The sequence below is a fragment of the Paenibacillus sp. NPDC058177 genome, from assembly GCF_042883835.1.
Classification (GTDB): domain Bacteria; phylum Bacillota; class Bacilli; order Paenibacillales; family Paenibacillaceae; genus Paenibacillus_AQ; species Paenibacillus_AQ agri.
On sequence record NZ_JBHVVB010000006.1, the window covers coordinates 415,246 to 431,367 of the forward strand.

Genomic DNA, 16,122 nt, shown 5'->3' on the forward strand with positions numbered 1-16,122 from the left:
TACCTAAACCATGTACAACTTGATATCGATGATGAGACGCTCACTTATGGATTTATGAAATTGATTCACCTGCAATAAAAAAAACCTGCGGATTACTCCGCAAGTCCGTTTTTATATGCATAAATGGCCGCCTGGGTGCGGTCCTCCACATCCAGCTTGGCGAGAATATTCGTCACATGGAATTTCACAGTCTTGATTCCAATAATAAGCTGGTCGGCGATATCCTGATTGGATTTACCCTGAGCCAGCAGACGTAGCACTTCCATCTCACGTTCCGTCAGCTCTTTATACGCCGGTGCTTCTACTTTCGCATCGTTGCGGAAGCGATTCATCATCTTGGAAGCCACCTGGGATTCCAATACAGACTGTCCCCGGGCCGCAGCGCGGATAGCATCCGCGACTTCAGTCGCCCGTGAGGTTTTGAGCAGATAGCTGAAGGCTCCTGCCTCGATTACAGGGTACATTTTTTCATCATCCAAATAGCTGGTGAGTACAATGACTTTACAATCGGGAAATGTCTTCATCAACTGCCTCGTCGTTTCAATACCGTCCATACCGTCCATAACAAGATCCATCAACACAACATCGGGATTGTATTCATGGGCAAGGCGTATGCCTTCCTCCCCGCTCCCTGCTTCTCCAACTACTTCAATACCGTCTTCGGTACCCAGGACCGCAGCCAATCCGATCCGGACCATCTCATGATCATCGACTAGCAGTACCTTGATGGATGTCTCCATTTCCTCCATTGCTACCCTTCCCTCCTATTCATTGACTACCGGTACAGTAATCTCAATGCGTGTTCCTTTGCCCGGCGCGGTGATGAACTGAATGGAACCTCCAGTCTCTATAATACGCTCCTGCATATTCGACAGACCATAAGAGGTCTGCTTGTTCTCATCCAACTCAAAGCCCACACCATCATCTCGCAGCGTTAACCGCACCGTATCTCCGCGGCGGTGTAATCGAATCTCCATCTTGGAAGCTTTGGCATGCCTTAGCGTGTTGGAGATGGCTTCCTGCACAATGCGGAACAAATGGTTCTCGATCCCCTTCATCAGATGCACATCAGGGTCCATCTCGAACACAATCTCGATGGGCATTTTCTCTTGCAGCTCACGGACTAGCTCCCGCAGGCCCTGCTCCAATCCCTTGCCCTCCAGATATACTGGCCTTAAGTGCAGCAGCAAAGCCCGCATTTCCGACTGGGCCACTGCCGACATCTCTTCGATCAAGGCAATCTGACGCTGAGCTTTGTCAAAATCCTTCTCAAGCGTACGCCCCACCGCAGTAGCCGTCATAGAGATGGCAAAAAGCTGCTGCGAAACCGCATCATGCAGCTCCCGTGCAAGCCGCTGCCGCTCCTCGATAATCGCTGAGACACGCGCCTGCTCAGCAAGCTGCGCATTGTTGGTGGACAGCCGCTGGAGGGTGTTCACCTGATTTTCCCATTTGACGCTGATCCGGCTCAGCTGTTCACCGAGCCTGCCGAGTTCATCGTCGCCAAGTTGCGGCATGGACAGCGTCAGGTTGCCTTTTTCCCACAGGACCAAGGTCTCCCGAAGGCGCTCAAGCTTACGCTTCACGCGAAAACCTTGATAGAACCCGAAGCCCATACCGAAACCTACAGGGAGCAGAACCATCGTAATCGCCGTTCGTACCCCAACCGTCCAATTCTCGAACGGCTTCAAATAACCATATGTATACATGATATACAGAATAACGAGCAGCATGACAAGGGAGAACAGAGCCCCCTCACCCATGCTGCGCGAAATCATATTCGTGTTCTTCTTTCCCACCCGGGGGCCCCCTTCCTTATGATCAAGACAATCTGATATCCAAATCCCCTATTAAATAGGATACGTTAAATTTCACTTTATGTTCGCTGGTCTCATAATTGGGTGATTTCCAGTTCAGCCGGTTGAGCATGCCCGTATCCCGCTGAAGGCCAAGGTCTATCGATCCGAACAGGACAAAGGCCTCAATCTCCACCCCATAGCCTTCTGACAGATGAAGGTCAATATCGCCGAAAATCCCGTGAAAGAGCATGATCGTCTCCCGGTCATCCGCCATAGCAAGAGAAAGATCCAGATCCGCCTCTCCCAGCACATGCCAGGCACTAAGACTCTGCATCACCCAAGGCACACGATCCCATTCAAATCTGGAGGAAAAGTTTTGCTTCTGCATAAACCTTGTCTGGTGCTGGAGCTTCTTGGATTTTCTAAAAAAGATGACCAGCGAGATCAGACATATGCCGAGCACCAACACCAGATGATCCAGTAGCAGCATGACCGCGCCGATGCCAAGCAAGGTATAACCTTGCTTCACTTTGCCTGTCGTCGTGCGGTAAATACCCAGCAGCAGGAACAGGAGGGCCACAATGGAGAAAAAGCCAATCCATCTGCCAAATATCATTATACAGCCAACGCCGATGAGACCTATGGCAATCAAACGGCTCCGCTTATCCATTTTTGCACCTCCTAAAAGTTTTGCGTAGCAAAACTATATATTGAACTTAAGATATTAACATAAGGATCGGCGTCGTTCCGGTGAAGCTTGGCCTTCCGGTCGCTGTTGTCTCCAGATTTCTTCTATTTAACCGCTTGTAGCGGTTGAAATCCGGAGACAAAGGCGATCGCTAGCGCTCCTACAGTTCCAATCTTCCCCTCCACTCCTTCTCCCCTTTTCGTTTCTTTCTTTAGTTCAACTTATATAGCTTCGTAAGCATAGACTTAAGTTTTGCGAAGCAAAACTAATTGAATAAAAAGATTCCTCCAGAGCATCTCCAAAGTGTAAATAAAGGCATTTTTGTACCTTAAATTGGCTGTAACTGAGGATCAGCATAGATTAAGGGCAATTTTGTACGTTAATTTTTCTGATTTACCGGTTACAGCGGATTTTCCAGAAAATAAGGTACAAAAATGCTCTTATTTGCTCATTTCCCCCGACAACGAGGAATATAAGGTACAAAAATGCTCTTAATTACAAATACCATGCCAAAATCGTACGATTCATTATCTAAATCTTATATCTAATCTTGAATTCACGTTAACCGATAAATAATAATTGGATTTGCGAAGCACAGCTCATTATTGCTAATAGTAGTGTTCTCCCTCTAAAGTAGCTAGACCAACATCCGCTGTACTTCCCGCATCCCCTGATCCGCCCGCCTAGCTGCAAAATAATTCTAATTGCATCGGGAATTAAAGCCTGCAAAGCCTTCTGCCAGTAACCAAATTTCTGTAAGCGGATAACCGCTACAAAAGCCATACCGGTATGGGGACTCCATACCGTATGGCTTTTCCTAGTTCAGCATATCATATCAGCCTATATTTGGGGAACAGGCTTTAATCTTCTTTTTTGCTGATGGAAGGCGCCGAGGATGGGCCATTCAGCTTGTTTTTAAGTGCGGCGAGTTGTTCTTCAACCTTCAGTTGCTTCTCAGCATCAACCGGACTGTAGGCTGTAGATGGGCTGTATGGTGCACGCAGGACATCCGCTTCCGCTTCGAGCTGCATGATCTTCTCTTCCATGCGGTGGAATCCAAGGGATGCGCTGCCGCTCTCAATGGAATGCACACTGCTGATTTGCGACATTTGCTTCTTGGCTTTAGCCATTTGGGCACGGGATACCAGTTCATTGCGTTTGTTACGCAGCTTGTAGAACTCATCCTTCATGTCATGCAGCTGACGTACAAGATCTTTGGCTTGAACTTCAGCTTGACCGTGAAGCTGGCTGTACTCGGCTTCTTTTTGATCGAAGTAGATTTTTTCTTCCAACAGCTTGCGGGCCACTTCCTCTTGGCCGTTCTTCAGCGCCAGTTCAGCTTGGGCTCCGCGTTGTGCGGACATTTTAGCGGCTTCCTCTACACGTTGTTTCATGCGGCGCTCATTGGCCATTTGTTTGGCAACCGTTACTTCCGCTTCGTGAATCTCAGCCTCCATATCGCGCAGGTATTGATTGAGCATTACGATTGGGTCCTCTACCTTATCCAACAAGTCGTTTACCGACGCCTTAGTCATATCCTTAATTCTTTGAAATACTCCCATGATTACACTTCTCCCTTCTCATATTTAGACAGTTTTTGTTTAAGCTCTTCCACTTCTTTTTGCAGGGCTTTCTTCTCAATATCCTTCATCATGGCATCCAGGCCGGAGTCTGGAGCAGAATACGCTTGGTTTTTTTCAAAATTAGGGTTGTAGCTCGACTGACTTCCGTAGTGGCCGTATCCGCCGTTCCCGCCATTTCCACCTTGGCCTCCATGACCACCATATCCTCCATGTCCGTGCGGGCCATGTTCCGGTCTGCCGGAGTGTGGTCCGCCGTATGGACCTCCGAATGGGCCACCAGGACCGAATGGACTCTGGTAATGCTCTTTCGGAATGATCAGTGCAGCGATGATATATACCGGAATGACCGTTCCGCCTGTGAACGGAATGCTGATCAGCAGCAGAATTCGGAATAAAGTGGAGTCAATACCTATGGTTTCCGATAAACCGCCGGCTAGCCCGGTTACGACTTTGTCTCTTCTTGAACGATACAATCGGGTCATAGTACTACTCCTTTCCGTCATTGTTCAGCTTCTCCTTTAAGCGGGCCATTTCCCTTTCGAGCACAGTGGCTACCGTCTCACCGGCTTGCACTGCATATTCCTGACCCATGCGCCGGAGATCACGCAGGCTTTTAGCTTCCAGCTCCCAATCATTCAACCGGTCATCCAGACGTCCGAACATCTTGGGAACATCACCGCCATTGCCATAAGCACTGGCTCTTTGATTCATCCGTTGCTGCAAGCGCAGTGACTCCATCCTTGCGGAGTAATATTGACGTTTGCTATATACGGTCTGATATTCCAGTTTCAATTCATTCAGCTGCGCTTCAAGCTCATACAGGGATTCCTTGCTTTGCTCCAAAAGTCCGCTGTATTGCTCCAGCTTTTCTTCGTGAATGATCTTTTCCTGCAAAGCGAGCTTCGCGAGGTGGTCCTCACCGGCTTTGAGTGCCAGAAGTGCTTGTTCCTCACGTTTGTCTCTCATGCCAGTCGCCTGATTTACCTGATTCTGCAGTTGCTTCGTGTGCGAGGCATATTGCTGGTAAAGTCTTTCCGCTTCGCTGATTTCCTCCCGGGTTGAATGTAGAAATTGATCGATCAGCTTCACGGGATCCTGGCTTTGCTCCAGACGTTCATTTAAGTTAGCTACAGTGATATCTCTCATGCGGCGAAAAACACTCATGATTTCCTGCTCCCTCCCTGCTTATATTCATTAAGTAAATTTATTTATTAGTAGGTACCAGATCTCTTTCCCTTCAATACCGAGATGCCCCAGACTACCAAAGCGATTCCCAGAAGCGGTCCAATGATCCAGGAAAGCTTCGCGATCAGGGACATGACACCGACGAACAATACTACCCAACCAATAAGCTTGTGACCTCTCTTGATTCCGTAGTACCCGAGAACAACCAGCAATACCGGGAACAATAATCTGAATATCCCGTGAATCAGAGGAAGCGCAATTCCCATCAGCATGAGGGCACCAATTACGATCAGTACAATCGCCAGCCCGTTTCCTTGTCTTCTTTGCATTTTTTCTCACCGCCTTTCGTTCTCCTTAACCTTATGCTCTTATTCTAGGGCAATCTGCGTTCTTTCAAAACAGACCGGAGACGGTTTTTGGTACTGGACCTTAGTCGGGGAAGGTATGGGACTGCAGGCTGTTAGAGGGCTGGACAGGCTTAAAAGTGCGCTCATTTACGCGGAAAAATGCGGGTTTAGGCCAATTTTACAGCTTCACAAGAAAATTATGGAAAGATATAATTAATCATCTACTTCTTGTCCATTGGATTAATCTCAGGCACTCAAAGGGGAATAAAAATGACAACGTTATTGATAGTTGAGGACGACCTCAGTCTGAACAAGGGAATTGCGCTGACGCTCTCCCGAAGCGGATTTATCATCAAACAGGCTTATGATATAGCAACAGCGGAAGCCATCATGGCTTCCGCCAGTATTGATCTGCTTATTCTGGATATTAATCTGCCCGATGGAAGCGGGCTGGACTTTTGCGAGAGCATTCGCACGGTATCCAAAGTGCCGATTATCTTTTTAACCGCCAATGATCTTGAGCCTGATATTGTCACCGGATTTGAGCTCGGGGGAGACGATTACATCACCAAGCCGTTCAGCTTAATGATCCTGCGTGCCAGAGTGCTTGCTGTACTGAGAAGAACAGCCCCCGGCAATGAAGAACAAATAACAATGGGTCCACTATCCTTCGATTTTGGAAAGCTGCAATATTATAAGCACAATCAGCCGTTGAGTCTGAGCAGAACGGAGCAAAAGCTGCTGAAGGTGCTGGTCGCTAACCCCGGGAACATTTTGACGAGGGAACAGCTGATCAATAGAATCTGGAGCGAGGACGCCGACTTCGTGGACGAGAACGCGCTGACTGTAGCGATTAAGCGACTGCGGAGCAAGATTGAAGACGATGCCTCCTCTCCTTTTTATATTAAAACTGTTTATGGTCTGGGCTATATGTGGATGAAAGGACAGACTCCAGGATGAAGAAATACGTGCTGCAGAGCAAAGTGATCTACCTCTTTTTCTTCGTTCTCTTCATTATCATCGTATCCGTCTATACAGGCATCCTTCTCTCGTTCTATGGGATGAATCTTAAGCTCTTATATGTCTCTTTTCTGTTCATGGTGTTAATAATTCTCTTTGGTGCTGCCTGGGTGTGGTTCCTGAAGCATCAATTCACTGCTCACATCCAAAAGGTGGACGATATTGTCGACGGGGCCATTCATGGACATGACCAGCTAACACTATATGAAGAGACTTCTTTATCTTCGCTGGAACATAAACTAATCCGATACATAGAGACCTCTAAAGCAAGCGAACAGAATATGGCTGCCGAGAAGAACATCATCAAGGAGTTGCTCTCTGACATTTCTCATCAAACCAAAACCCCGCTCTCCAACATTATGGTCTACAGCCAGCTTCTTGAGGAGACGCCCCTACTAGCTGCAGAGCCGCGGCATTTCGCCAGCCAAATCAAGACACAGTCAGCCAAGCTGGATTGGCTTATTCAATCGTTAATCAAAATGTCCCGGCTGGAGTCGGGCATGATTGCCCTTCATCCAGAAGTTAATGGCATCCTTTCGTCCATCACCGCAGCGGTAGCGCAAGTGTTTAATCATGCAGAAAGTAAAAGGATCACTATCAGCATTAACTGTGATTCCGGGATTGCAGCCCGCCACGATACGAAGTGGACCAGCGAAGCCCTATTCAACCTGCTGGAGAACGCCGTAAAGTACACAGCACCGGAAGGGAAAATCCACGTGGCAGCCGAAAGCAACGAGATGTTCACAGTCATCAAGATTTCAGATACAGGCAGTGGCATCAACCCTGTGGATATACCTCATATTTTTAAGCGCTTCTACCGTGGTAAAAATGCCCGGGATGCAGAGGGTGTAGGGATCGGATTGTTTTTAGCGAGGGAAATTATCTCCGCACAGGGCGGCTACATCAAGGTGAGTTCTACTCCAGGCCAAGGCACAACGTTCTCCATATTCCTTCCCCATAGGTGAATGTGTCAGAACCGACAGATTCCAGTCACGGTCCTGTCAGATTTGTTTGCTACTCTCTAGAGAGTGAACACCTTTACTTAACTTGGGAGGAATAAGCATGCCGATTTTAAGAATGGAGCATCTGAAGAAGCATTATGGCAAGGGTGAAAATACAGTTAAAGCGCTGGACGGTATATCTCTCACCGTAGAAAAAGGCGAGTTTCTCGCCATTGTAGGCACCAGCGGCAGCGGCAAAAGCACGCTCCTGCATATGCTGGGCGGTCTGGATCGGGCTACTGAGGGCAAAGTCTATGTGGACGGTCATGATCTTTTTGCCATGAACGATGAGAAGCTGACGATTTTCAGGCGCAGATCGGTAGGCTTCGTATTCCAGAGTTATAACCTGGTGCCTATTCTGAACGTCCGGGAGAATATCGTGTTGCCGATTGAGCTCGACGGGGGCCGTGTAGATGAACCTTATTTTGATCTGGTTGTCCGTACGTTGGGTTTACAAGCGAAACTTCAGCAACTCCCCTCTCAACTGTCAGGTGGACAGCAGCAGCGAGTGGCCATTGCCAGAGCACTAGCGACCAAACCGTCAATCATTCTGGCGGACGAGCCGACAGGCAATCTGGATAGCAAGACCAGTCAGGAAGTGCTGATTCTGTTGAAGCAGATGAGTGAGAAATTTAACCAGACTATTGTGATGATCACGCATAACGAGCAAATTGCCCAGACTGCGGATCGAATTATGCGAATTGAGGATGGTATGATCGCCTCCGGTTCTACGGGAAATCCAGAGGTGAGCGGCGTATGATCGTCACGAATAATCGCAAAGTGATCTCCCGCTTGGCCCGAAAAAGCCTGCGAGCTAACCCGGCACGCAATTGGGCCATCATCTGTGCGATCGTGTTGACGACGATTTTGATTACGGCCGTGTTCACCATGGCCCTCAGCATCAATGAATCAATTGAACGCGCACAGATGCAGACCACCGGCGGTGATTTTCATGGAGGCTTTAAATATTTAAATCCTGCTGAACTGGAGCAGCTTCGTATACATCCTTCTATTAAAGAGTATGGAGTATCTCTTAAGGTGGGTGAAGTTAGCAGCCCTCTTTTCAAAAATAACCGTGTTGAGGTGCTGCATGTTGACGACAGCTATGCCAAGCATACCTTTGTCGATTTTATAGAGGGTGGACTGCCGTCAGGCGAGAACGAGATTGTCTTGAACACCTGGGAGCTGGACATGCTTGGGGCGAAACATCAATTGGGTGCAGTGGTGCGGCTAGACATTGATACCGATGAGAAGGTCATTAGCCAGAACTTCACAGTCTCAGGATACTACGAAACAGATAAGAATCTGGCGATGTCCGGATTGGCTTTCGTATCCAAAGCTTTTACGGACAAAAACATTTCCGGAATTGATCCTGACCACTCTGAAGCAACAGGTTCTTATGTTAACACATCCGATCTGGGCGTCATGCTGGACAACTCATTCCATATCGAAGAGAAGATCAAGGGGATCTTAGCTGACACTGGATTAAAAGTAGAATATGGTGTGAATCCTGCGTATGCCAGTGTATCTCTTTTTGACAATCTCTTGAATACCATTCCTTATATCATAGTTATTCTGATCACCATGTTCAGTGGTTATTTGCTGATTTACAATATCTTTTATATTTCCGTAGTGCGTGATGTGAAATTTTACGGACTCCTGAAGACCATAGGCACCACACCCCGGCAACTCAGAAAAATAATTCACACTCAGGCCCATTGGCTCTATCTGGTCTCCCTACCGTTCGGGCTTGGACTTGGCTACCTATTAGGCCGCCTGATTACACCCATGGGCAATAGCTTTTCAAGCAGCTCTGTCGGGACCGTATATTCTTCAAGTCCTTGGATATTTGTAGGAGCAGCCGTCTTCTCCTATCTAACGGTACGGATTGCGTCAAGCAAGCCAGGCCGAATGGCCTCGCGTATTTCTCCAGTAGAAGCTGTGAAATTTGCCGGAATCAACAGTGGTAGAAAGACTAGGACCAAGAAGTCCAAACATGGAGCGAAGCTGCATCATATGGCTTTCTCTAATTTGTTCAGAAGTAAAAAGAAATTAGGGTTGATGCTCTCTTCACTCTTTCTCAGCATCGTCTTGTTCAGTACGATTTTCACGGTAATCTCTTCGCTGGATGTGAACAAATATCTGGCAACCTTTATATCCGGTGATTTGCTTATTCAGAATGAAGTATTGACCAGCATCACAGGTGGACATAATGGTGATCCCTATAGACTTACGGAAGCATTCTCTGATCAGCTTGGTAGCATTGACGGCGTTGAATCCGTGGATAAAGTTTATTACAGGTATCAGCGTATTCCTTTTGATGATACCTCCCGTGCTGTACTGGAGCCGCTGGCTGTTGGTGCTGCCCCTGATTCCCCTATCGCTTGGACGATGAAGACCGGGAAGATACCTGTTGATTTGTACGGAATAGACCCGGGTTGGTATACGCTGGTAGATAAAGATATGATCGCAGGCGAATTTGACCAGATGAAGTTCGATTCCGGCAAATATATACTCATTTCAAACGCTGATCTTTCGGATGATTCCGAGATAAATACCTATTACCATCCAGGAGATATCCTATCCTTCCCGGATCTAGGCAAAAGCTACGAAGTGATGGCCTTGTTGAAGCAGGAAGGTATTTATGCGGCCACAACAAAACATTATTCTGCGTATGGCTTCAACGCCTTCCTACCGTCTTCGGAGCTACTGGAGAATCCAGCCACGGACAGCGATCCGGCTATGATCGTTTCCGCCACACTTCATGTCAATCCAGCCAAGTTGGGCGCCGTGAAGCAAGCTGCCAAAGCTATCGTCCAATCTACAGATGAGCTGAGCTTAAAATCAAGAGAGGATTACAAAACCGAGCTTGGCGGATTCATCACTATTTTCAAAACGATAGGATATGGTCTCAGCTTCGTCATCGCTCTGATCGGCGTCCTGAATTATATTAATACCGTGCTTACAGGTGTCCTCTCGCGTAGAAACGAGTTTGCCGTTCTGGAGAGCATCGGCATGACTAAAAAGCAGCTTAAGCGCGTTCTGATTTATGAAGGGCTGTACAACGTGCTTTTCACTGTACTTATAACCTCAACATTAGGTGTACTGCTGACCCATACCGTTGCTAAAAGCATTACCAATGCTATGGCCTTTACTGTATTTAGAATGAGCTGGCTGCCCTTTATACTCACCGTGCCGGTGCTGCTAATCATCGCTTACACAGTAACCCTGAGAGCATATAAAACATTATCCCAATCTACGATTGTGGAGCGGCTGCGCGAAGCTGATTAAGAGGTGGGGACAACAGCGTCCTATAGTTCTGTTCCACACAAAAGGGCCAACCCGGAATACACCGGGCTGGCCCTTTTTCATATCATCTTTTTCACATCATCTTTTTAATATACAGATCTTATTTAAAAGCAGGCAGCGCGATATCCGCGTAGTTGTCCTCAAGGAATTTCTTCACTTCAGGGCCGCTGATCGCCTTGGCCAGCTTCTGGATGGCGTCGGAGTCCTTGTTGTCTTCACGTGCTACCAAGGTAATCGCGAACTCGGAATCCTCGCTCTCTGTAATCAGCGCATCCTTTGTCGGCGTTAATCCCAGTGGTTTGGCATAGGCCGGAGTCATCGCTACCAGATCGGCATCATCCAGCATACGGGACAGCATCAGAAGATCTACTTCCTTGAACTTGAAGTTCTTCGGATTCTCGGTAATATCAGCCTGTGTAGCCTGAATACCTACGCCTTCTTTCAGTTTGATCAGTCCGGCAGCTTCGAACATCACCAGGGAGCGGCCGATGTTGGACGGGTCATTCGCCATGACGAGTGTAGCACCTTCAGGCAGATCAGCGATGTTCTTGTACCGTTTGGAATAACCGCCATAGATCGCATTGTACACCGGTTGAACAGGGACCAGATGTGCACCCTTGCTGTCATTGAATTGCTTCATGTAAGGAACGTGCTGGAAGAAGTTCGCATCCACTTCCTTGTTCGCCAGGGCTTCGTTCGGTTGTACGTTATCCGACAGCACCACAACTTCCATGTCCACGCCTTCTTCTTTCAACAGCGGTTTAACGATATCCAGAATATCCGTCATCGGTGGAATAAGCGAGGCCACTTTAATTTTTACAGGCTCGGCGCTTGTCGGTGCCGGTGCTGCATCATTCACGGATGTATTTTTGTTACCACAACCTGCCACGATCAATACCATTACTGCAAACAGCGCAATTATAGACTTCTTCATTAGTTTGATTACCCCCAGTTTAATATTTGTATATAGATACAAGCTTTATTTCTTGTCCAGCAGCCGCGCTATAGTGCTTCCGCTGAACTGGACGATCTGTACCAGTACAATCATGACCACGATCGCGTAGGCCATCACTTCGGTCTCATAACGCTGGTAACCGTAGCGGATCGCAAAGTCACCAACCCCGCCGCCTCCAACCACACCCATCACTGTGGAGAACGAGATGAAGCTGATGGTTGAGGTGGTTAATCCCAGCACCAGCCCTGAACGGGCCTCGACATACAGAAATTTAAAAATCAGTCCCAGCCTCGAAGCTCCCATCGATAACGCCGCCTCCGTAGTTCCGCGCGGAATCTCCAGCAATGCCTGCTCCACCAGACGGGAGTAATAGGCAATGGCGACAATGGACAACGGAACTGTGGCCGCAATCGTTCCAATAGCCGTTCCCACAATCAGACGAGTCACAGGAATCATTGCAACAACGAGCAGCAAGAATGGGAAGGAGCGCACGATGTTCACCAGCGTGTTCAGCACCAGAGACAACTTCTTATTCTCATACAGCTGACCCTTCCGGCAAAAATAGAGCAGCGTTCCCAGCGGGAGACCCAGCAGCACCGCCGCTCCCACGGAAATGCCGACCATGACGAAGGTCTCCCCGATAGACTGCCACATTTGTTCCTGGTATTTGAAGGCATTCTCAAGCATGATCTTCCCTCGCTTTGCCAAGAATCTGCTCCCGGTAGGAACCGGAGCTGCTTGCCGCAGGAAGGAACTCTCCGTCCGCCCGGGAGAAGGTATCTACTATTCGTCCATCCTCCATCACGGAGACATGGCTGCACAGTCTTTTGACGACATCCATCTCATGCGTGACGATGACAATCGTGACCCCAAGCTTCTCGTTGATATGCTTCAGCACCCCAAGAATCTCCGCAGTCGTTGCCGGATCAAGCGATGATGTTGGCTCATCGCATAGCAGCAGCCCCGGATGATTCGCCAGTGCACGGGCAATGGCAACCCGCTGCCGCTGTCCACCACTCAGCTGGGCAGGATACTGCCCGGCTTTATCTGCCAGTCCAACAAAGCGCAAGCATTCCTCCACCCGCTCCGTTCGCTCACGCTTCGGGACACCAGCCAGTTCCAGAGGGATGGAGACATTCCGGCTGACCGACACATTCGCTACAAGATTGAACTGTTGAAAAATCATCCCGATCTTCTGTCGTTCCTGTCGCAGCAGCTTCTCCGGCAGCACGGTCATCTCTCGGCCATTGAGGCTAACGCTGCCTTCATCCGGCCGTTCCAGCAGGTTAATCAATCGCAGCAAAGTGGACTTTCCCGCCCCGCTTGCCCCGATAATTCCGTGTATAGAACCCTTTTCAACCTCAAGCGTCACCGAATCTACCGCCTGATACACGCCATCCTTGACTTCAAAGCTCTTGCTTATACGGCTCAGTGACAGCATATGAATCCCCTCCTTCCCATGCCTTACGGCAGCAGCAAGTGATCAGGTAAATATTGTACTATAAATATTCAAAAACTGTTTTATTCAAAATCTCCTTAAATAATAAGGTATTTTATCGTCTGTGTCATTAATTTTCTAAAAATGATATATCCTCTTTTGGAAAAGCACCACGAATACAAAAAAATCCCCGCCGCGAGAATGAATCGCGAAGAGGATTTTACTGATTATAACCCGAACTGCTTACTGATATACCACATACTTAAACAACGTCTGCACAATTACACACCTGCACAGCTTGTAGATCTATACGTCATAGTCAGCTACATAGCTCTGCAATTCTGTATTGTAATAACCGATGCTCCATTCCATAGCTGTTCCCTGCTCGTTAAAGGAATACCGCGTTCTCTTCAGCACATGGCTATTGCTGGGCAGACACAGATTCTGCTCCACCTCTGGCGGGGCGAGGGCAACAGAGAATTCATCCCGCAGCCTGTCAGGTGAAATGCCCTGCTCCTCAAGCCATTCATAGAGAGATCGTCCGCTAAAGCTGGATAGCTCTAAGTCCTCCACGGTCATGCTCAGATAATGCGTATAATAAATGTAGGGAGCATCGTTAAGGAAAAAAATACGCTCCAGCTTCAGACAACGCCCGCCGAACAGCCGATATGGCTCAGTGCCCTCTGCACATGGATGCACTTCTGCACGCAACCACTCCTTGCGGATGGTATGCCCTGCCTCCACGAGAATTTCCGTGAAATGCTTCCACTTGGACAGCCGGGAGGTCTCCTTGTTGCGGATGACCTTGGTGCCTCTCCCGCTGCCTTTTTCCAGAAAACCTTCCTGAACCAGCTCTTGAACGGCACCCCGAACGGTAATTTTACTGACGGCAAACTCCTTTTCCAGCTTCGGCTCGGAAGGAATGATGGACCCTAGCGGGTATACGCCGTAAAGAATCCGTTCTTTTAAAATATGCTTGATTTGCAGGTACAACGGTCTGTCTTGCCTCGACAAACTCATGTCAAATTCCACTACCTTTCCACATCGCCTACGGCTTCCGTCATCGCACGGAGAATATCTCCTTCCGAAGCCTTCGGCGTATCGCCGGAGATCGTATGGGCGAGCATACCCGCCACCGCCGCGAACCGGACGGTTTGCTCTGCGGGCCAGCCCTCTAATTCCCCATGGATAATTCCACTCGCGTAGGCATCTCCTGCACCGATTCTATCATATACAGAGAACCTTAGGGGATCAGCGAACACCAAACTTTGATCCTTGTATATGTAGCCGAGCAATGAATGTGAATTGTCGCCGTGGATTTCCCGGTGGGTTCCGGCAATGACCTTAATGCCATATTCGTCGGCTACAGCCGGAATGAGTTCTTCAAGCTGCGCCTTACGTCCCTCTTTGTCCGTGCTCATCCCTAGTGTCCACAAGGCGTCTTTTTCAGTCATCATAACGATGTCCGCCAGCTTCAGCATGTCCTCATAGTATGGCTTAGCCCGGGTATGACCTTCTGCTCCCCAGAGCGAAGCGCGGTAGTTGGAATCGAAAATCACCAGACCTCCCTGCGCTTTCACCGCCAAGGCCAGTGCTTTCATATGGCTTCGGACAGCATCGTTCATAGCCAGCGTAATGCCGCAGAAATGAATGGCAGCGATGGACTGGGCTATCCCACCGTAATCGTATGTGCCTTCAGGTGCTGTATTAAAGCTGCTCTCCAAACGGTTGGTATAGGTTACCCGGCCGGGGCGTACTCCGAATCCATTTTCGAGAAAATACATCCCCATATAATCTCCTCCGCGCTGGAGGAACTCCGTAGAGATTCCCAGTCCACGCAATTCGGTAGCCGCAGCGTCTCCGACCGGGTTATGTGGCAAGCGTGAGATCAGACAGCCCGTATGTCCGAAGTTGGCCAGCGCTGACAGTACATTCACACCCGTCCCGGAAAAAGAGTAGCGCAGCATATTGCTCTGGGACAGCAGATCATGACCCGGTACCTGCAGGCGCATCATAACCTCGCCGAAGGCGGCAATCTTTTTAGGCATAGGCGTTAGCCAGCTTTTTCATCATTTGCAGCAAAGTCCGCACGTCTTCTATATTCGTCTTGCCGGATGCCTTGTCGATAATCGAAGAATACACATGGGGGATAACCTGCTGCACTCCGGCTTCCAGAGCGATGCGCAAAATGGCTTCAAAATTCTCCATATCAATGCCGCCTGTTGGCTCCAGCGCAAAGTTCTCCTCGGCGCAGGCCTTGGCTACAGCACGATATTCCTCTTCAAGCTCCAGACCTTGCATCGGGAAATACTTGATCGCATTTCCGCCCATATCCCGGATCAGTGCAATCGCTGCCTTAACCGGTACAATGGCGTGTTCCTCTCCCGCTGCACTCAGCGGACCTGTCGAAATATTCACATAGCCCGGACGGCCGGTAGGCGATACCAGACTGTTAATCCAGCTATCTGTTCCCCCAAGATTGGCACGGGTAGCTCCCACGGCGGGGAACACCTGATTGATATGACTGCCCCCGTAATGCTTGGCAATCTCGGCAACTACGGCCGCTTGGCGGTTATCTCCGGCACCAAGTCCAATCGACACGGCATCATCAATCTCTTTGCCGTATTCGCGCATCGCCGTTACAGCTTCTTCTGCTGTCTTATAGCTTTTGGAGAGGACGCCTACCAGAACATATCCTTCCGCCGCTTCATAAATATCTTTGGCGTTCTCAATATCCTTAGCTAGTACATTTAATGCCACCCGGTTGTTATAAAAACGCTTTGCAATATTGGACATG

At 48.7% G+C, this 16,122-nt stretch carries 16 protein-coding genes and 1 pseudogene; 4 read left to right on the forward strand and 13 right to left on the reverse strand.

Features of this window, described 5'->3' with window-relative positions; all coding sequences use genetic code 11:
• Window positions 1-92 precede the first annotated feature (92 nt).
• From ACFVU8_RS23340 to ACFVU8_RS23370, 7 genes and pseudogenes are all read right to left on the reverse strand, one after another.
• Window positions 93-740 (reverse strand): response regulator, encoded by a 648-nt coding sequence (locus ACFVU8_RS23340; RefSeq protein WP_175369894.1) that lies wholly within the window; start codon window positions 738-740, stop codon window positions 93-95.
• A pseudogene (locus ACFVU8_RS23345) lies at window positions 706-1,778 on the reverse strand (sensor histidine kinase). Before ACFVU8_RS23345 ends, ACFVU8_RS23340 begins: the two are co-directional and overlap by 35 nt.
• Before the next feature lie 43 nt (window positions 1,779-1,821).
• Window positions 1,822-2,469 carry a cell wall-active antibiotics response protein LiaF gene (gene liaF / locus ACFVU8_RS23350; RefSeq protein ID WP_066376095.1) on the reverse strand — a complete coding sequence of 216 codons (648 nt, stop codon included), beginning with the start codon at window positions 2,467-2,469 and terminating at the stop codon, window positions 1,822-1,824.
• A gap of 878 nt (window positions 2,470-3,347) precedes the next feature.
• Window positions 3,348-4,049: a PspA/IM30 family protein gene (locus ACFVU8_RS23355; protein ID WP_066376094.1), complete on the reverse strand. Its 702-nt coding sequence runs from the start codon at window positions 4,047-4,049 to the stop codon at window positions 3,348-3,350.
• Between the two features lie 2 nt (window positions 4,050-4,051).
• Entirely contained in the window at window positions 4,052-4,573 is a 522-nt protein-coding gene (locus tag ACFVU8_RS23360) for a PspC domain-containing protein (RefSeq protein ID WP_246316887.1), read from the reverse strand.
• A complete protein-coding gene (locus ACFVU8_RS23365) occupies window positions 4,557-5,234 on the reverse strand; it encodes a PspA/IM30 family protein (RefSeq protein WP_175369872.1) in 678 nt (225 codons plus the stop codon). The genes ACFVU8_RS23360 and ACFVU8_RS23365 overlap by 17 nt, the downstream gene beginning before the upstream one ends.
• Before the next feature lie 47 nt (window positions 5,235-5,281).
• Window positions 5,282-5,584 (reverse strand): hypothetical protein, encoded by a 303-nt coding sequence (locus ACFVU8_RS23370; RefSeq protein ID WP_066376085.1) that lies wholly within the window; start codon window positions 5,582-5,584, stop codon window positions 5,282-5,284.
• A gap of 288 nt (window positions 5,585-5,872) precedes the next feature.
• On the opposite strand from ACFVU8_RS23370, the gene ACFVU8_RS23375 reads away from it, so the two are divergent.
• The 4 genes from ACFVU8_RS23375 to ACFVU8_RS23390 all read left to right on the forward strand — a co-directional run bounded on the left by ACFVU8_RS23375 (window position 5,873) and on the right by ACFVU8_RS23390 (window position 10,914).
• A complete protein-coding gene (locus ACFVU8_RS23375) occupies window positions 5,873-6,562 on the forward strand; it encodes a response regulator transcription factor (RefSeq protein WP_387430485.1) in 690 nt (229 codons plus the stop codon).
• Complete coding sequence (locus ACFVU8_RS23380; protein WP_387430487.1) at window positions 6,559-7,587, forward strand: sensor histidine kinase; 1,029 nt, start codon at window positions 6,559-6,561, stop codon at window positions 7,585-7,587. The genes ACFVU8_RS23375 and ACFVU8_RS23380 overlap by 4 nt, the downstream gene beginning before the upstream one ends.
• 97 nt (window positions 7,588-7,684) lie before the next feature.
• Window positions 7,685-8,383 (forward strand): ABC transporter ATP-binding protein, encoded by a 699-nt coding sequence (locus ACFVU8_RS23385; RefSeq protein WP_387430489.1) that lies wholly within the window; start codon window positions 7,685-7,687, stop codon window positions 8,381-8,383.
• Window positions 8,380-10,914 carry an FtsX-like permease family protein gene (locus ACFVU8_RS23390; protein WP_387430491.1) on the forward strand — a complete coding sequence of 845 codons (2,535 nt, stop codon included), beginning with the start codon at window positions 8,380-8,382 and terminating at the stop codon, window positions 10,912-10,914. The genes ACFVU8_RS23385 and ACFVU8_RS23390 overlap by 4 nt, the downstream gene beginning before the upstream one ends.
• Window positions 10,915-11,032: 118 nt before the next feature.
• Here the strand turns inward: ACFVU8_RS23390 and ACFVU8_RS23395 are convergent, their stop codons facing one another.
• From ACFVU8_RS23395 to dagF, 6 genes are all read right to left on the reverse strand, one after another.
• A complete protein-coding gene (locus ACFVU8_RS23395) occupies window positions 11,033-11,866 on the reverse strand; it encodes a MetQ/NlpA family ABC transporter substrate-binding protein (RefSeq protein WP_387430493.1) in 834 nt (277 codons plus the stop codon).
• A gap of 45 nt (window positions 11,867-11,911) precedes the next feature.
• Entirely contained in the window at window positions 11,912-12,574 is a 663-nt protein-coding gene (locus ACFVU8_RS23400; RefSeq protein ID WP_175369897.1) for a methionine ABC transporter permease, read from the reverse strand.
• Window positions 12,567-13,328 carry a methionine ABC transporter ATP-binding protein gene (locus tag ACFVU8_RS23405; protein WP_387430495.1) on the reverse strand — a complete coding sequence of 254 codons (762 nt, stop codon included), beginning with the start codon at window positions 13,326-13,328 and terminating at the stop codon, window positions 12,567-12,569. The genes ACFVU8_RS23400 and ACFVU8_RS23405 overlap by 8 nt, the downstream gene beginning before the upstream one ends.
• Window positions 13,329-13,631: 303 nt before the next feature.
• Window positions 13,632-14,345 carry a GntR family transcriptional regulator gene (locus tag ACFVU8_RS23410; RefSeq protein ID WP_387430497.1) on the reverse strand — a complete coding sequence of 238 codons (714 nt, stop codon included), beginning with the start codon at window positions 14,343-14,345 and terminating at the stop codon, window positions 13,632-13,634.
• A gap of 11 nt (window positions 14,346-14,356) precedes the next feature.
• On the reverse strand, window positions 14,357-15,373 hold the full coding sequence (locus ACFVU8_RS23415) for a sugar kinase (RefSeq protein ID WP_387430499.1): 1,017 nt from the start codon (window positions 15,371-15,373) through the stop codon (window positions 14,357-14,359).
• On the reverse strand, window positions 15,366-16,121 hold the full coding sequence (gene dagF / locus ACFVU8_RS23420; protein WP_175369882.1) for a 2-dehydro-3-deoxy-phosphogluconate aldolase: 756 nt from the start codon (window positions 16,119-16,121) through the stop codon (window positions 15,366-15,368). Before dagF ends, ACFVU8_RS23415 begins: the two co-directional genes overlap by 8 nt.
• Window position 16,122 lies beyond the last annotated feature (1 nt).